Source organism: Pedobacter sandarakinus, from assembly GCF_026240095.1.
GTDB classification, from domain to species: domain Bacteria; phylum Bacteroidota; class Bacteroidia; order Sphingobacteriales; family Sphingobacteriaceae; genus Pedobacter; species Pedobacter sandarakinus.
In genome coordinates this window covers 246,159-263,536 of the sequence record NZ_JAPIVG010000004.1, presented here as the reverse complement: position 1 = coordinate 263,536, position 17,378 = coordinate 246,159, and the positions used below count along the sequence as shown (strand labels likewise).

Below are 17,378 nucleotides of genomic sequence, written 5' to 3'. Positions count from 1 at the left end.
AAACAGAATTACTAATGTTGAATTTACAACTGTCTGCCCAATTATTGCCAAACCCATGTTAGCCGTTCGTTTTTTATCTAACTGCATTGTAAACTGAACCAAGATTTGTCAAATTGTTTGTTTAAGAGGTCGTCCTTCTTTATCCAAAAGTAAAGTCGTCCACAGTCGCCCCACATCATTTCATTTTCTTCATTACTGTCAATTTGTAAAAGTAGTCGCCAATTTTTTGCATTTGGTTCAAGTGCTTTTGCTCTTGGGTCATTGTAACCTGATTGGTCTCCGCAATAAAGTCCATTCGTTACAAGTTCACACTCCAACTCCATTTCATTTTGTATGTTGTCCGAGTAACCTAAAAGTTTATTTAGATTTCCGTCATTATAAACGTCTTCCCAAAATTTATCATCTTCTCCATCTGCAAAGTCTTCATAAACTTCGTGTCCATAAGAAGGTAAACTAACTTCTGATGCTATGTCTACCGAACAGGGGTTATAAGAAGAATTTTCAGGCAAATCTGTTGGAAAGTTAACTCTTGAAAGTTTTTTAAAGTCTCCGTCCCAATAAATTACTTTGAATTTATTTTTGTCAATATAGTCAAAGCCCCAAACTTCTTGTTCTGCCGAATAGAAAAAGTATAGAAGTCCTTGCTTTGGTAGCAAGTTGTCTTTGTCAAATAATGAGGTTTCGGATAAATTTATTTGAGCAATAAAAGAAAGTGGTTTCGTTATTGTTTCTTCCTTTTTACTGTTAAAAATTAAGAACTTTTTTTCTTTCGTTTCTACAATGTTCGTTTCTGTTACCCAAGAAATTTCTTTTGGCAAGTCTGGTCTACCGCCAATTTTTGTCTGTCCAATAGCTATATTGTTTTCGTCTGTGGCTTTTTGGTAAAGTCTGATTGTGTTACGCAAAAGAGGTTGCAACTTGTCAAAATATTTTCCAAGTCCGTTAGTATCAAGTCTATTTTTAAATTCTTCTATATTCATTTTGGTGTCGCTTTAAAATGACGGCTAACGGTTTGGGGCTTTGCGAATTTTTGATGTTGCTTATTCCAAATACCCAAACCACTAACTTAATAAATAATTACTGAACTCGCATATCGCTTTTCGCCCAAAAAATTAGCAAAACCACTGTTAGCAGAAGTTCTATACTTTTACAGTAACTTTTTGATTTTTGTCCACCTTGGGTCGTGAAACGATTTATAATTAAACGATATAATTCTATTTGCGTCATTTTTGATTTTCTCCAAATATTGGGTAGTAGGTCTTTCTAATTCTGCATATATTATAATGTCCATTCCTTTATCAGAAACCAGCCTTGAAACCAGATGACAAATACAAATTTTATTTAGTGTATCAGAAAAAAAATCTTCGATTGTTCCCATATCAAGGTCAGAATTGTTAATGGCTATTTCGTCAGTTAGGTCAATCTCTATCTGGATGTTATATGGGCAAAATTCTTTATAATTGTAATTTTTATAGCTTTTGTCAACCCAACCTGTACCCATTTCCCCATTTTTCATTGTTAATTTAAGTATTGAAAATGAGTGTTTTGGAAATGCTTTGTCAGAGTTTTTGACTTCGTCCCAATTTATAACGCTTTTGTCTTGCCTGAAAAATTAATTAAAAAGGTTCAATATGTTAAGTTCTAATTTTAAAGTAATTCTTTGGCTAGTTGTTTAGGCATTTCTGCTAACGTTTCGGGGCTTTGCGATGGTGGGGCAATCGAAGCACAAATCTTCATTTTTTTACAAAAGTTGAACCGAAGAACAACCGTTGAACTTTGCAGTTTCGCCCCACTATTGCAAAACCCTTGTTAGCAGAAGTTTTTTTACTTAAACTCAAGTTGTGCATTTGGAAGAAGCTTTTTCAATCTTTCTTGCTCGTAATAGTCAAAAGAATTTCCATTTAGCCAAAAAGTTTTTACTTGTGTTAAATTTTCAAATCCATTTGGCATAATTGATAATCCACAAGAAGGAAGCCCAATTCGTCTTAAATTTTTATTTTTTGAAATTATCGCAAAAGTTTCAGACCAATTAAATTTGTTTAATGAAACCAATCCAAGTTGCTCAAGTTTTTTGAGTTGTGAAACGCTTTTTGGAATTGATTTCAATGGATTAATTCCAATTGATAATCGTTTCAATTGTGAAAGATTTGAAACTTCTGTCGGCAATTCAGATATGTTGTTATTTTCTATTTCTAATTCTTCAAGATTTATCAATTTCCAAATAGGTTTTAAATTTTCAGTTTCCAAACTGTTATTTCTAAGTGATAATTTTTCAAGTTTGCTAAGTTTTGAAAATTCTTTTGGTAATTTAGATATTTTATTTCCTTCAAGATTTAAAACCTTGATATTTTTTAAACTCCCAATTTCTTTCGGAATTTTTTCAACATTACTATACCACATTACGATATATTGTAAATTTCTTAAGTTAGCCAATTCAACTGGAAAATCAGAAAAGTTGTTATAACATAAATCAATAGATTTAAGTTTTGGTAAGTCATTTTCGGTAAAAGAAATTTTAGAAATATTGTTGCCAAACAATCTTAAATATTCAAGTTTTTCTAATTTCATAATGCCATTTGGAATTTCGGAAAAGTTATTTTCGTCAAGCCAGAGTTCTTTTAGATTTTTAATCTCGGAAATATTTAGAGGTAATTTTTCTAAATTGTTTTCTTGAAGATAAATAGTTTTTAATTTTTTATTGTTTTTTAGAATATTAAAACTCTGTTCTAAGTTTAGATTTGGGTTTTGACCTAAATCAATTTCTTTTAAGTTTCTATAGTTGGATATTTGTGTAGGAAGAAGTTTTAAATCACGGTTTGATAAATCTAATATTTCTACTTTGTTAGGATTTTTTTCTGCTTGTTCAACGGAATTAAATTGTTGTCCAAATACGGAAATATTTATGAAAATGAGAAAAATTAGTATTGTTTTCATCTTTTGCGATCTTTGGGTATAAAATTTCTGCTAACGTTCCGGGGCTTTATGAAAGCACCTTTCCCTTGCATTAATTTTCAGTTAAAGTACAAATTTGCTCGGAGTTTGCGAAGCGGGAGGTCGTAGGTCGCCCGGTGATTTTAGAAAACCTGTTGTTAGGTGTAGTTTTTGTTTTGCCTTTTTGCCTTGGCTAAAAAAGAGACCGAGATAGAGCTTCGGGCATGGCAAAACGAAAATTGCAGTTAACGTTTTTCGGCTTGGCGATGTGGCGATTTCGAAGCACCTCACTGTCAACTAAGCACAAACTTTGATAGATGCACAAAGCTTGATTTAACCACTTTTGGGTAGGTGCTGTTATAGGGCGTTTTTCTTTTTGTCTTCATTGTGGCTTGTAAATTATTTTAATGTCGTCGCCACAAAAGTATGCTCGTTCGTCTTGCTTTGTAAATTCAATGTTTTTGTCGTGTGTTACTTCTAATGTTTCACTGTCAATCCATTTTGCTGAAATGTTTTTCCCTTGTCCTGTGAAATACAAGACTGAACCCCCACCTCCGTTTATGAATACTTTGTCAACTCCTGGTTGCCACATCATCAGTGAACCTGTGTGCTTATAAATTTCATTTGTAAAATGCTCGCTTACCGTAAATCGCTTTTTGTTGTCAGGTGCCATTAAATTCACCAAGTCAACTTGCATAAATCCAAACTTAGGTCTAACTCTGCGTTTCTGTTTTTCTCTTTCTGTTGAAATTTGAGTTAGGAACTTGTCAAGTTCTTTTTTGCGTTTTTCTATTATCTTGTCGTCCGCACCAAGTCCTTTCCAAACTTCAAGGTCGTAATCCGTTTCAATAATTTCTTTAACTTTTTTATAAACTGTCGGGTCAAGGGATTTTGTTTCCCATTGTGCTAATGCAAGTCCAAATAAACTGTTGTTGCGGTCGTCATAGTCGTTAAAAAATTCAAAAAAGTCTTCTTGGATTTGTTTAGAAATGTCCGCAGGATTTTGTCCTTGATTGTATAAGTCAAAGTAGTTTTGATATATTTCTTGAAAGGTGTCGTTCCCGTTTATTTTCGTATTCCAAGTTCCCATTGTTCTGTCTGTTTTCGGTCTATCTTAAAATTCCCTATAACGGACAGGGCTTGGCGTTGGTGGGCTTTTGAAACCGTAGACTGTCTGCCAGCGCCAACGTTTACTAAATGCTCAAATGTTTCTATTCGCACTGTCCGCCCACTAATGCAAAACGCATGTTATAGGGCGTTTTTTATTTTGTCCATTGTTTTTGTGTCAAGTCCTGTAGATTCGACATAAATTTCGTCAAACTCTGCCGAGTCCGTTATACCAATACCGCCCTCTGGTTTTAATTCATAGCTGTTTGCAAGAACAATGCGAAAATTGAAATTGTCAATATTGGAAATTCCTTGTTTCTCAAAATGCTGTTGAATTTTCGCCTGATACTTTTTATAGTTTTCGTTAGCAATTAAATTACCGCCAATAGCACCCATGCTTTTGTCAATGATTGAAAAACTCACCTCTCCAATATTGTCGTTGTCTATATATAGAATGCCTTTCGTTTAATCTTCTCCTTCAATTGTAATGTCAAGAAATTCACTTCCAATTTTTAGTCCGAGTAATAGGTCAATTGTTTCAGTGTCGCCCGAAACAATCAAAAGTTTGTATTTATTAGCTTCGCTTGAAATTTCAACGTCCTCAATTGCTGTGATCCGAATAGTCATTGAAAGTGATTTGTTGAATGAAACATTAATAAACCATTTCTCTTGAACTGTCCCCTCTTTTAGCTGTCCAATGAGATAAAATTCATTTCTGCTCCTAATAGCAAAACTGTCAATTACCTCAAATTGTCCTTGTCTTATTTTCGTGTCCATTGTCTGTCGTCCTAAAGTAGCACATAACGTTCCGGCATTAATTTTCTGTTAAAGTACAAATTTGCTCGGAGTTTGCGAAGCTGGAGACCGCAGGTCGCCCGGTGATTTTACAAAACCTGTGTTAAGTGTAGTTTTTGGTTTGCCTTTTTGCCTTGGCAAAAAAATAGCGACTGAGGCGGAGCTTCGGCCAGGGCAAAACGAAAATTGCACTTAACGTTTTCGGGCTTTGCGTTCGGGCGGGTTTCGGAGCACCAAACTTTCAACCAGCACTGAACCTGAATAGATGCACAAAGCTCCAAGTTTGCACGTCACCCCGCCTGACGCAAAACCCGTGTTAGCAGCAGTATTATTTCCTTTTTCGTTGTCCAAGATAGTCAGATGCATTTATCCAATAATTAATGTCTGTGGTCTTTGATTGAATTTCGTCCCACCATTCTTTTGATTGATTGTCCCCATACCTAGCAAACTCGTTTAGTTCCCAAACAAGAACCTCCGTTGTCTGCGGCAAGTTACCCTTAAATTTTCGCCATCCGTTGTCAATAGGTTTTAGGTCATGAACAACTCCCTTATCAAGTAAGGATTTATAGTTGCCGATGCTGTCTATTGATGTCCAAGTCAAGGTGTCAAAATTGAATGTTAAGTTTGTCGGCTTAGAGAAATTCTTTGTGGGATATTTATTATGCTCTTTTCTCTCGGGAATTTGGTCATCACTAAATTCTATTTCAATTCGGTCGTCAAAGCAGTGTCCGTCCAACACCCAAACATTAATAAAAGGTATAGCTGCAAATGTTTTTGTGTGAGTGTCATAAATGAAAAAGCTGTCAGATGGAAGGCCTATTGATAAAGAAAAAAATCTGGAACTGTCCGTCCAAGAGGTTGAGTGTCCTTTGTAACCAAGTGTCATAAGTGGTTTAAACATCACTTTGTCTTTTGTCCGCAAGTCAGTCAACGAAAATTTGCTCATTGTCATACCCATTCGAGGTTCTATGTCGTCATAAAAGTGCAACTTAAAGTTACTGTCAGGTGATAATATTTCTTCTGTGTCGGTCATGTCCAAATATTGCTGCTAACGTTCCGAGGCTTTATGAAAGCACCGGTTACTTGCATTAATTTTCAGTTAAAGTACAAATTTGCTCGGAGTTTGCGAAGCGGGAGACCTCATGTCGCCCGGTGGTTTTACAAAACCTGTGTTAAGTGTAGTTTTTGGTTTGCCTTTTTGCCCTGGCAAAAAAATAGAGTCTGAGGCGGAGCTTTGGCCGTGGCAAAACGAAAATTGCACTTAACGGACAGGGCTTGGCGATGTGGCGGAAATCGAAGCACAAATGTTCAATTTAGCACAAATGTTGATTAGAAATCCGTGTGTTCAATTTAGCACTGAACCCGCCATTTTGCCAAACTGCTGTTAGCGGCTGTTTTTTTGTTCTGCATTTCTATTTTATTTCGCTTCACAGTATATTCTTTCTGTTACTTTAAATATGTTTTTTGTTTCAGAAGGTTTTCCATAATCGTAACGATAAAGTTTTTCAACAATACAATTACATTTTTTATTTGTCATAGAAGCTCTGATAATTTTTGATTCTCCACCCCAATCTAAATACTTCGTATCAATTAATGTAAATCCCACTTGTTTAAGCTTTTCAACAATTTCAATTGGTTTATTTTTGTCTTCGTTATATGAAACTAAACTGTCATAAACATCTATGAATACAATCGGTTCAGTTTGGCAGAAATCTTTATTAGCAAAATCAAAATTTTTGAAACTAACTTTTTTAAAATCATCTTCATTAATAATTCCGAACTCGTAATTGAACCTTTTGTCTTTACCTTGAAAAGTACTTGTGACTTTAAATGTTTCTACGTCTGCTCCGTATAAAATTTGATTGTTATTAATTATGTGTTTTTTTGTCTTTCCCCAATCTTCATCAATCGGAACAAAATCTTTAATGTCGTCAACATACACTGTGTCGTGTCCGTGAATTAAGAAGTTGCCTGCTTTAGCCCAGCGATATTTAATTAGTTGAATTTGGTTTGGCTTAACTCCTTTTATTGCACAGTCGTTCAAATTGTTATAAAAACCAAAAAAGTACGCTTTGTCTTTGTCGGCAAATATGTAATTACCTATGAATTTAAAGGTCTTCGGATCAATATCGTTTATTGGTTCTCCGTCTATGAATAAATGATTTTTGTCTTTGCCAAAATCAAAACTACAATCACAATCAAATTCTACAGTTTGAAAAGTCGTAGCGTCTGCTTGCTCAATTAAACGTTTTCCTTGTCCACTACCTTCGTTCCAATATTCATAGTAAACTTTATTATTTTCAACTTTATAGCCTTGTCTGCAACTTGTCAAAAACGAAATTGTCAAAATTGTAATAAATATTTTTATATGTCTTGTTGTCATTTCCGATGTCGTTTTTAAAATAGCCGCTAACGTTCCGAGGCTTTGTGAAAACACCGATTACTTGCACTAATTTTCAGTTAAAGTACAAATTTGCTCGGAGTTTACGAAGCGGGAGACCGCAGGTCGCCCGGTGATTTTACAAAGCCTGTGTTAAGTGTAGTTTTTGGTTTGCCTTTTTGCCTTGGCAAAAAAATAGCGACTGAGGCGGAGCTTCGGCCAGGGCAAAACGAAAATTGCACTTAACGTTTTGCAGCTACCCGAAGGGCGGGATTTTTACCACTAAACTTCATTCGGAGAACTGAACTTTCGGCTACCACAAAACTGTCTGCGAGGCAAGAAACCCCGCCTTTTGGGTAGGTGCTGTTATCGGCTGCCTTTCTATTTGTCCATTTGTTGTTTTTCATTGTCAAGCAGGTACACATTTATTTGAAAAATCATTTAGTTTATTCAGGTCTGCCTCGGCTTTTGTCGTGTCGGGTGGTGTTGGATTTAGTCCAGCAGCAGCATCGTGTATCCAACTTGAGCTTTCGGTCATTCCAATTTCAATGTCTTCTAGTAACTCATCTGTAATTACTACTTTTTTTAACTTTTGAGTTTGAACTCCTAATGAAAATCTTTCTACAACACCTTTAAAAAGTCTTTCTTCAACAGCCCTTTCCCAACCTTCACGTAATAATCCATACCAAGACTTTGCTGCAAATAAATATTCATCCTCATTTCCTGATTGTTCGATTTTCTTTAATCGCACAAGCCTGTCACGAAGTGTTCCAATTCTTTGTTTAACTGGTTGGGCAGTCCAAGGTAAGTCTGGGCTGATAATTCCTGGATTTCCTCCGATATTTCTAATAGTTGTAAAGCTATATGGAGTTGCGGTTGTATCTGCTGCTATTTTCAAACGAATGAAAAAGGCGATGTCGTGAGTAAAGACAATAACCTGCTTTTGCAATGCAAGTTCAATTAATCTTTCAGCAATTTTTTCTCGTCTGTGATGGTCTTGAGATGTAACAGGGTCGTCAAAGAAAACTCCTTTGTTTGTAGGGTTCATTTGAACTTCAGTTAGAAAGTCTGCCAAAGAAATTGCTCTTTGTTCCCCTTCACTTAAAATACTATTCGCAACCACGCCAGCAACTTGTAGTTTTCTTAATGTAGTACCTCTTGCGTTTCTTTGTGAAATTTCAACAACACTTGGAGCATTAAGGTTTCTGCACTCTTTATTGAAAGTTTCAGTGTATTTATCTGTGATATGAGTTGAAAACAATTCTCCTTGTTTAATTGTAATAGACCTTGGATTAAATGCAGAAGCAGAGCTTTCTGCTTTTGCAGCCCACTTGTGGGCTGCGACAAAAACCAAAACTTGTTCAAGTAATTTATTTAATAAATTTTTGTCTGTTAGAAATTGAATTTGTTTTTCTAATTCTTCCAATTCTTTTGAAGGATTTTTTTGAAATAAATCTTCAATGGTCGCCTTTAATTGTGCAATAACCTTATCAAACTCATTTGTTGAAACTGCAAAATGAGGCATTGGTAAGTCAAGATTTCTATTTACTAAATTGGAGATTATATTCTGTCTTGCTGTTTCAGATAAGGAAACGATGTCCTTCCATTTTGCAGCGAATGCTGCATCATAAATATTTACATATTCAAAAAGGGTTGTGGTTTCATCAAACTTTACAGGTAGCAGTCCTTTGAGTTTCTTTTCTAATTCTCGCATTGCTTGAATTATTCGGTTCAGTTCACCTTCTGCTTCACTCTTTAATAAATTCCAGTAGGAATTTATTAAAGAGTTTTCCTTTTCTGTAAGGGGTTGCAAACAGAACAAACAGTTGTCGTTTTCAGAAGGATAAATTTTCCCATCCCTGTTGGCTTCAATTGCAGAAGCATAATTTTTAGATGCTCTAACAAATTCTTTCCATTCGTTGCTTCCTAAACCTTCAATGTTATAGTCCTCTAAACTTTTTACGCCTTCTTGCTTTGCTAACTCTTGAAATTTGTGAAATGAGGTTATCAATAACTTGTAATGTTCAATATCCTCGGGCTTCAAGCAATCTAATATTGCTTGAAGTCTGTTTGTAAATTCAGTAAGTTGCGAAAGAAGTTTTTGAAGTTCTGCGATTTTTTTGGGGATGTCAAGGGCTTTCAGTTCTTCTCGTTTAGCAATTAGTTCTGCAAGTTTTGCTGCGTCTTCTTCTGTGTATGTTCCTAATGCTATTAGTTCTTCTTCATTTGAATTTGCCCCAAGATTTGCAATCGAATCTTTTATTGCATTGTCATTTACGAAAAATTTTTCAAATTCATTTACAGGTCTGTTTGCTTTTATCTCTGCGTAAAGTTTTGATTTTACAGCTTCGTATAGTTGCAAAATCTTTTCAAAAAATTCAAAACCGATCGGTGTGAAGTCAAGTTTATTGTCTTGTTCTAAAAGCACCCTAATACTGTGAGTGTCAAAAACTGAATATTGTGAAAATTCTATATTGCTTTTCTGCAATGGATAAGCTAAATCGTAGGGTACGGATGTTGATTGAAAAGTAAATTTACAAGCTGGTTCACCAATAGCTGCATCAGAAAAAACATTTGGAAGAATTTGTTTGTCACCTCTTGAGCTAAAGGCATTATTTAGTAATCTAACATAACCTGATTTTCCCGTTCCGTTTCCGCCATAAATGATTGTCAAGTTTGGATTGATTGGGATTGATTGTCCTGTTGCAAGTGCATTTACATTTTCAATTTCCTTTATCAATTGCAGTTGCAGGTTTCCTGCAACTGCTGCTGCATCAGCAACAACTTCATTAAATATTATTTCAGCTCTTTCGCCTTCAGTAGATTTCAAAGCATAATCTTATTTGAATAATTGATATGTCGTGTCTGCTAAAGCATCACTAACATTTTCGCCTTCTAATAGTCGGTTCCCTGCATATTGAAACCAGTAGTCGTAACCTTTAAGCCACGCAATGATTTTATTTTTTAAAGGTGTCTCTGGCATCGTTGTTTAATTATTATTGTCAGTTTGTCGAATGTTGCGGTGATGTTTCTTAAGGTTGCCGATAACGGTTTGCAGGTTTAAGTTGAGCCTTATTATTTGCACAACAGAACCTCTTGCACTAATCTAAATAAATAGCTTCAAATTTTCGTGTTCTCACTTCGCCCGAGGCTTAACTTAAACCTGTTGTTATACGTAGTTGTAAATAGCTTTATTAAGGTTTATATCTTTTCAGAAGCTTATTTATTTTCTTGTCACTAATACTTAAAACTATAATCCCTGTCCAAGCTTTGTTTACATAAAGTCCTTCTGGTTCCTTTTCTACTATTGTAATCTGAACTTTATCTGTCGTAAGTTGAGCAGCCAATAAACTCTTCAATTCGGTGTTTACTATTTCATTTACTACAATTCCATTTGCGATTACCACTGGAATAGCGGTGTTTGTTGACTTGGTAAAGTCTTTTCTTTTAAAAAATCTATTTTGAATTAAAGTTAGTTGTGTTCCCTTTTCCGATGATATGACCCTCTTTAGCCATAGCTCATTTTCTTCAGCAGTCAGTCCGTAAGAACTGTTTGGAAAATCCTGACCAAACGAAAATGTCGCTATAAATAGAAGTAATATTACAGATGCCAGTGATTTCATTTTGTCGAGCAATTACGTATAACGTTCCAAGGCTTTATGAAAGCACCGATTACTTGCATCAATTTTCAGTTAAAGTACAAATTTGCTCGGAGTTTGCGAAGCGGGAGACCGCAGGTCGCCCGGTGGTTTTACAAAACCTGAGTTAAGTGTAGTTTTTGGTTTGCCTTTTTGCCTTGGCAAAAGAATAGAGACTGAAGCGGAGCTTCGGCCAGGGCAAAACGAAAATTGCACATAACGTTTTGCAGGTTTAAGAATTTACGAAATTACTTGCAGAAACTTTGTCAACCTGAGATGAAGATAATAAAAAGGGGTGATGAAAATATAAGCACTTCACCCCGCAAATTTTTAAACCTGTTGTTAGCAGGAGTGTTTTTTATCTCGTCCAATTTTCAATTTCTCCATCTTCTTTAGTCCAAATCTCAATGTATATATCTTCAGACATTGCCTTTCCCTTATCTTTTATAATGTCAAATTTGAGTTTCTTCAATCTTTTGAACATTGTATTTACACAATAATTATATTCAGCTCTTTCCCAATTTTGCTCAATTTTTTCGGTAGTATCATAACCTATAATTTTGATTTTTGAAACATTTCCTAATTCATTTATAGTCACAAAGTATTTTTCTGAACAGTCACAATTATCAGCTTTTTTCCATTTTTTATGATGCAGTTTTTCGAATAATAGTTCAGAAATTTTATCCTTATATCTTCTGTCTATTCGACTTGGGTCATCAATATAGTTTTCAAAGTCTTCAACTTTTTGAACAGCACCTTTTGAAATGTTAAGCACTCTTTCTTTTTCAAAAATTTTATAGAAAACTCCATCCCACCTCAATAGTCTATTCGTCAATGGAAAATTGACGTCTCCATCAAACCAATCAATGCATACTTTTCCATTCGTAAACTTTTCGCTAAAAATTGATTTCATTTTTTCAAAAGATTGCTTTTTGTCAATTTTTCCATTTCTAAGTTCTCCGCAATTAATTATATCTACTAGAAATAAGCGGTTATTTTCTATTTTATATATCGCTTGATAACCTCTCCAACAACTAAAAGACGAACCATCACGAAAACTTAATCCAAATAATTTGTCGGTCTTTGTTGAGTCTAGCTTTTGTAAATAAGTTTCAAGTATGAGGTTATAGGTGGCAATTGTGTCTTTTCCATAAATGATGTAGTCAGGCATTTGAGGACTTGCAAAAAGTCCAAAGGGCCATATTAAAAATAATAATGTCGAAATTATATTGCTTTTCATTTAATAAGGTTTTTCGCTCGGCTAACATTACGCCTAACGTTCCGAGGCTTTATGAAAGCACCGATTACTTGCATTAATTTTCAGTTAAAGTACAAATTTGATCGGAGTTTGCGAAGCGGGAGGTCGTAGGTCGCCCGATGATTTTACAAAACCTATGTTAAGGGTAGTTTTTGGTTTGCTTTTTTGCCTTGGCAAAAATACACGATGAGGTAGGGCTTTGCTACTAGCTAATCAAAAAACACAACCACAAAAAAAAGCATCCTTTGATCAGAAGGATGCTTTAGTATTTTTAGAAGTTGACTAAAAACTATTTCGCTAAGCTAGCTAAAACAGCATTGTTTTTAGCTAACTGATCGTTTTTAGGTTGAGCAGAGCGACTACCTAACTCAATGTTAGTTGCTCTCTTTAAAAACGCTACCTCTTGGTGAGCGGTGTTTTTATTTCTTCTGTCTTTTCTTTTTAATCTGGTAACTGCCATGGTAATAACCTTTTAATTATTTTATTTGTACAAATGGAGGTCGAGAGCGGATTCGAACCGCTGTAGAAGGTTTTGCAGACCTCTGCCTAGCCACTCGGCCACTCGACCCTTAAATTCAAGGTTGCAAAAATAGCAATTATTAATTAGCCCGCAAATAATAAGGAAAGATTTATATTAGAAATTTTTAACCCTCACTATTTCAGCGCAAAAAATTGCCGCACTTACGGCAACGTTTAAAGATTCAGCCCCTCCAACCCGAGGGATGGTAACGGGTTGGTTTACTTGGGCGATCACTTCTGCAGAAATTCCTTTGCCTTCATTTCCCAAAACAATTATTCCTTCATTTCCCCAATTGGTTTCATAGATGGATTTCCCATCTAATAGGGCGCCAAAAACAGGTAGCGTATTTTGCTCAAAAAAAATGTTCAAATTCTCGTAATAAATATTTATCCGCGGTAGCGAACCCATCGTAGCCTGTACAGTTTTCGGGTTATAAGCTTCAACACTGTCTTCCGAACAAATAATATTCTCGAATCCGAACCAATCTGCTGTACGTATAATGGTGCCCATATTTCCTGGGTCTTGTACGCCATCTAGCACCAACGTAAACCTGTTAGCCAAAGTGCTAGGCGCTAATTTTTTTGTTTCAGGTGTTTTTATCAATGCCAAGAAACCCTGTGGCATTTGTAACGTACTAATCTTGCCTAAATCAGCGTTGTTTACTTCAAATAAGTTTATATTTGCGGGTAATTTGGGTAACAACGCAGATTGCTCGCTAACGTAGTAAATGGAATCGATCTGGTATTTAGAGTTTATGTATTCTTTGATGGACTTTAAACCCTCAACCAAAAACAAACCATGTGCTTTACGGTACTTTTTTTGATGTAACGACTTAATAAAACTAATCTGAGATTTTGAAAGCATACCAATCCTCTAACTATTATAAACTGAAAAGTGCAATATTACTATTAATTATTGTTTTAATTCAGGGCTGCTCTTCAACAAAATACATCGCAGATTATCAGGCAATCGTTAAAAAAGTTACCATAGATAGTGTAGACACAAGATTTGAGGAGCAGGCTTACAACTATGTGCAAAAAGATATCAGGCCAATTTCTGCATTCAGTATCAATGTGCCGCTTTATAACCTTTTCAACACCAAAGATGGCAGATATAAAACCAGCAACATCAAATCTTTTGGTACACCCCCGGCAATATTGGATAGTACACTCGTAGAGATTTCCAGAAACCAGATAGAGAAGTTTTTAAAAGGTAAAGGGTATTTCCAGGCGAAGGTAACCGCCAACATCCAGGTAAAAAATAAAAAGGCAGAAATTAATTTTAAAGCCGATCAGGGTAAAGCGTCATATATTGATCAGATATCTGATGAAATTTCCAACAACACAGTTAAAGACACATATCATGCTAATAAGCCAGCTTTCACACGCTTACACGAAGGGATGCAGTACGATGTAGATTCGCTCACCTACGAGCGTGAACAAATCTACCGCGTGATGAAGGAAAATGGCTACTTTTATTTTTTACGACCATATGTGAACTTCGATGTTATTGAAACAGAGAAGCCGGAAAAAGTTGATTTAAGACTGAATATTACCAATCCTGCAACCGGACCACACAAGCAGTATAATATCGATTACACGCATATGATCATTGCACCAAGTCCTGATGGGTTTCCAGATTCTGTGCGCACAAAATTGAGCAAGGATACCGTTAACGGCATAATTTTTACCGATTTTTCTAAACGATACCGACGCAACCCAATTGTGCGGTATGATTTTTTAAAACGGGGTGAACGCTACGACATCAGAAATGAAAATTTAACTTACGATCGGCTTTATGAGCTTAATATCTTTAAAAATGTTAAAATAGATTATTATAATCGCGATAGCACATCAAATAAAATTATTCCCATTATTTTACTTACGCCACAAAAAGTGATGAGTAATAGGGTAGAGGGAGAGGTGCCCTTTAATGGCGGAACGGTTGGTTTTAACCTAAGTAATACCTATTCTAACAATAATTTGTTTGGTGGGGCAGAGCGTTTCGAGTTGCAGGTGAAAGGTGGTTTGCAGTCTCGGCTTGGTAATGGGTCGAAACCCTTCAGCGATATTTACCAAAGGGATTTTTCCATCAGCGCCAGCATTTCTGTACCTCGGTTGATTATCCCCTTCTACAACCCTGTATTGGGTGCCAATGGCATGCCGCACACCACATTCTCTTCCAGTTATATTTATGCCTTGCAGAAAGATGTTTCGGTACGGAATATATTTATAAATTCGATAACCTACGATTGGTTCGAAACCAAGTCTAAGCTCCACTCATTTACGCCCCTAAATTTCGAATACCGGTTTGGAAACCTGCAACCGGGTATAGACCAAACCACGCTGATTAATAACCTATATTATGCCGCACTGTTAGATCGGAAAGACTTTACCCTGGGCATGAAATATGTATACACCTTAAATAACGATAAATTAAATCAGTATAGAACTTTTGTTTATTTAAGGGGAGGAATTGACATTGCCGGCAACCTGTTACAGGCCATTACCAGTATTACGGGTGCGCAACGCGATCCTGAGAACAGTAATACTGCAAAGTTTTTAGGTCTTCCCTTTAACCAGTATGTGCGGCCTGAAATAGATTTAAGATGGTACAAGCATTTGGGTGGCGAAAAGCAATTTATAGCAAGGGTAAATGCTGGTGTAGGTTACGCTTATGGTAATTCGATAGATTATGGCATTCCATTCGAGAAGTTGTTTTTCGCAGGTGGCGCAAGCGGAATTAGGGCGTGGCAGGCCAGAACACTTGGACCAGGTAATTATAATCGGGAGGTAATTAAAACTCCCGAAGGCCGTCGTGCTTTTTTTGGTCTAGACCAGCTAGGGGAGATGAAAATCGAAACCAATTTCGAATATAGATACACCATGCTGAAGAAGTTTTTTGGAGGCACGCTTAAGGGAGCCGCTTTCGTAGACGCCGGAAATATTTGGAATTTGAATAACTCTAGCTTCTTGCCTGTTACCGATGATTCGGTAAGAGAAAAAGCCTTATTTAAACTAAGTAAACTGGCTCAGCAATTAGCAATTGGTACGGGTGTTGGTTTTAGGTACGATGTACAATACTTTGTTTTTAGGTTCGATATTGGCCTAAAACTCAAAGACCCACAATTCAATGGAAGTGAACAATGGGTTATTGGCAAATTTTTATCTGGTGGTAGAGACTTTAAAGATAACTATTATAATACCCACTCGCCAGATACTTACCGTTTCTTACAGTACAATTTTGGTATAGGTATGCCTTTTTAACTTATTTGCCGAATATTGGTGTAACGAAAGCCTTGGGAAAACCATTTGGTCCATCATCATTATGGTGAATGAAATTGATGGATAAATTTTCGCATATAAAAAAACCAATGGTAAAGCCATTGGTTTTTTAAAACGTTGTTCAAAAACATTAACTATTCAAAATATTCTTTCATTTTTTCGAAGAAACTCTTGTCGTTTTTTCCTGGCTGTGGCTTAAAGTTTGGCGATTCACGAAGTTTTTCCAATGCGGAACGTTCTTCACTACTTAAAGCTTTTGGCGTCCAAATGTTGATGTGAATAATTTCATCGCCTCTATGGTATGAATTTACTTCTGGTAAGCCTTTCCCTTTTAAACGGAGCAATTTGCCACTTTGCGTACCAGGTTCTATTTTTATTTTTGCTTTACCATCAATTGTTGGTACTTCAATACTCATACCCAACGCTGCATCTACAAAACTGAGGTGTAAATCGTAAACAATATTATTGCCTTCTCGCTTTAGCGTTTCGTGTGGCGTTTCTTCAATTAAGATAATTAAATCGCCTGGTATGCCGCCATTAGGCGCTGCATTGCCTTTTCCACTCATGCTTAACTGCATGCCTTCGCTAACACCGGCAGGAATGTTAATCGTAATGGTTTCTTCTCCACGTACTACACCATCACCATGGCAAACATTACATTTAGACGTAATTTGCTGACCACTTCCGTTGCAGGTAGGACAAGTAGAAGCTGTTTGCATTTGACCTAAAATGGTGTTGGTTACTCGGCGTACCTGGCCACTGCCACCGCAAGTACCGCAAGTACTTACTGATGATTTATCTTTTGCGCCAGAACCATCACAAGTTTTACAAACGATTAATTTGTTAACTTTTATTTTTTTCTCAGCACCATGTGCAATTTCTTCTAAGGTAAGCTTAACCTTAATACGTAAGTTAGTGCCTTTGGCTACACGTCTTCCCCCGCGTTGCTGGCCACCACCGCCGCCGCCACCAAAAAAGCTTTCGAATGGATTATGGCCACCGAATATATCTCCAAAGTTACTGAAGATGTCATCCATGTTCATATTGCCGCCACCGTAGCCTCCAGATGCACTACTCCCAACACCCGCATGGCCAAACTGATCGTATCTTTGTTTTTTATCGGCATTGCTTAAGACTTCGTAAGCCTCTGCTGCTTCTTTAAATTTATCTTCGGCTGCCTTATCTCCCGGATTTTTATCTGGGTGATATTTGATAGCCATCTTACGATAAGCTTTTTTTATTTCATCAGCTGCGGCACTCTTGTTAACGCCCAGGACGTCGTAATAATCTCTTTTACTCATCTTCTTTATAGCATGATTGAATGGTAGAAAGCTAAAAACACAGAATCCTAAGATTCAACGTTTCAATAATTCTCCCCTCAATAATTATGTCTGTATAAATATTTAAATGATCAACTGCTTTAAAAACTAAAATAGATTCAATCGTTTAAGCATTATCATTTAAC

At 36.1% G+C, this 17,378-nt stretch carries 17 protein-coding genes and 1 tRNA gene; 1 reads left to right on the top strand and 17 read right to left on the bottom strand.

Annotation, left to right across the window (positions count from 1 at the left end; genetic code table 11):
- Window positions 1–77: 77 nt before the first annotated feature.
- The 16 genes from OQ268_RS12555 to OQ268_RS12480 form a co-directional block, all read right to left on the bottom strand.
- Complete coding sequence (locus OQ268_RS12555; protein ID WP_265856488.1) at window positions 78–980, bottom strand: YwqG family protein; 903 nt, start codon at window positions 978–980, stop codon at window positions 78–80.
- 167 nt (window positions 981–1,147) lie between these two features.
- The gene (locus tag OQ268_RS12550; RefSeq protein ID WP_265856487.1) at window positions 1,148–1,516 is read right to left on the bottom strand and encodes a hypothetical protein; all 369 of its coding nucleotides are present in this window, start codon (window positions 1,514–1,516) and stop codon (window positions 1,148–1,150) included.
- Between the two features lie 308 nt (window positions 1,517–1,824).
- A complete protein-coding gene (locus tag OQ268_RS12545) occupies window positions 1,825–2,934 on the bottom strand; it encodes a leucine-rich repeat domain-containing protein (protein ID WP_265856486.1) in 1,110 nt (369 codons plus the stop codon).
- A gap of 379 nt (window positions 2,935–3,313) precedes the next feature.
- A complete protein-coding gene (locus OQ268_RS12540) occupies window positions 3,314–4,021 on the bottom strand; it encodes a hypothetical protein (protein WP_265856485.1) in 708 nt (235 codons plus the stop codon).
- A 158-nt stretch (window positions 4,022–4,179) separates the two neighbouring features.
- Window positions 4,180–4,461 (bottom strand): hypothetical protein, encoded by a 282-nt coding sequence (locus tag OQ268_RS12535; protein WP_265856484.1) that lies wholly within the window; start codon window positions 4,459–4,461, stop codon window positions 4,180–4,182.
- Window positions 4,462–4,503: 42 nt separating this feature from the next.
- Entirely contained in the window at window positions 4,504–4,815 is a 312-nt protein-coding gene (locus OQ268_RS12530; protein ID WP_265856483.1) for a hypothetical protein, read from the bottom strand.
- Between the two features lie 346 nt (window positions 4,816–5,161).
- On the bottom strand, window positions 5,162–5,866 hold the full coding sequence (locus tag OQ268_RS12525) for a hypothetical protein (protein ID WP_265856482.1): 705 nt from the start codon (window positions 5,864–5,866) through the stop codon (window positions 5,162–5,164).
- 384 nt (window positions 5,867–6,250) lie between these two features.
- Entirely contained in the window at window positions 6,251–7,216 is a 966-nt protein-coding gene (locus OQ268_RS12520; RefSeq protein ID WP_265856481.1) for a DKNYY domain-containing protein, read from the bottom strand.
- A gap of 239 nt (window positions 7,217–7,455) precedes the next feature.
- On the bottom strand, window positions 7,456–7,620 hold the full coding sequence (locus OQ268_RS12515) for a hypothetical protein (RefSeq protein WP_265856480.1): 165 nt from the start codon (window positions 7,618–7,620) through the stop codon (window positions 7,456–7,458).
- A gap of 2 nt (window positions 7,621–7,622) precedes the next feature.
- Window positions 7,623–10,043, bottom strand: coding sequence for an AAA family ATPase (locus OQ268_RS12510; protein ID WP_265856479.1), 2,421 nt, complete (start codon window positions 10,041–10,043; stop codon window positions 7,623–7,625).
- Window positions 10,044–10,052: 9 nt separating this feature from the next.
- On the bottom strand, window positions 10,053–10,196 hold the full coding sequence (locus tag OQ268_RS12505) for a hypothetical protein (protein ID WP_265856478.1): 144 nt from the start codon (window positions 10,194–10,196) through the stop codon (window positions 10,053–10,055).
- A gap of 211 nt (window positions 10,197–10,407) precedes the next feature.
- Window positions 10,408–10,836: a hypothetical protein gene (locus tag OQ268_RS12500; protein WP_265856477.1), complete on the bottom strand. Its 429-nt coding sequence runs from the start codon at window positions 10,834–10,836 to the stop codon at window positions 10,408–10,410.
- A 373-nt stretch (window positions 10,837–11,209) separates the two neighbouring features.
- A complete protein-coding gene (locus OQ268_RS12495; RefSeq protein WP_265856476.1) occupies window positions 11,210–12,091 on the bottom strand; it encodes a hypothetical protein in 882 nt (293 codons plus the stop codon).
- 307 nt (window positions 12,092–12,398) lie between these two features.
- On the bottom strand, window positions 12,399–12,569 hold the full coding sequence (locus OQ268_RS12490) for a spore protein (RefSeq protein WP_196100435.1): 171 nt from the start codon (window positions 12,567–12,569) through the stop codon (window positions 12,399–12,401).
- Between the two features lie 34 nt (window positions 12,570–12,603).
- A tRNA-Cys gene (locus OQ268_RS12485) sits at window positions 12,604–12,677 on the bottom strand.
- A gap of 66 nt (window positions 12,678–12,743) precedes the next feature.
- On the bottom strand, window positions 12,744–13,493 hold the full coding sequence (locus tag OQ268_RS12480) for a TrmH family RNA methyltransferase (protein ID WP_265856475.1): 750 nt from the start codon (window positions 13,491–13,493) through the stop codon (window positions 12,744–12,746).
- Between OQ268_RS12480 and tamL the strand changes: the two genes are divergently transcribed.
- Window positions 13,484–15,895, top strand: a complete 2,412-nt coding sequence (tamL, locus tag OQ268_RS12475) for a translocation and assembly module lipoprotein TamL (protein ID WP_265856474.1) — start codon at window positions 13,484–13,486, stop codon at window positions 15,893–15,895. The two genes, OQ268_RS12480 and tamL, sit on opposite strands and share 10 nt — an antisense overlap.
- 152 nt (window positions 15,896–16,047) lie before the next feature.
- Here tamL and dnaJ read toward each other — a convergent pair whose 3' ends face one another.
- Window positions 16,048–17,214, bottom strand: coding sequence for a molecular chaperone DnaJ (gene dnaJ / locus OQ268_RS12470; protein ID WP_265856473.1), 1,167 nt, complete (start codon window positions 17,212–17,214; stop codon window positions 16,048–16,050).
- Window positions 17,215–17,378: the final 164 nt, after the last annotated feature.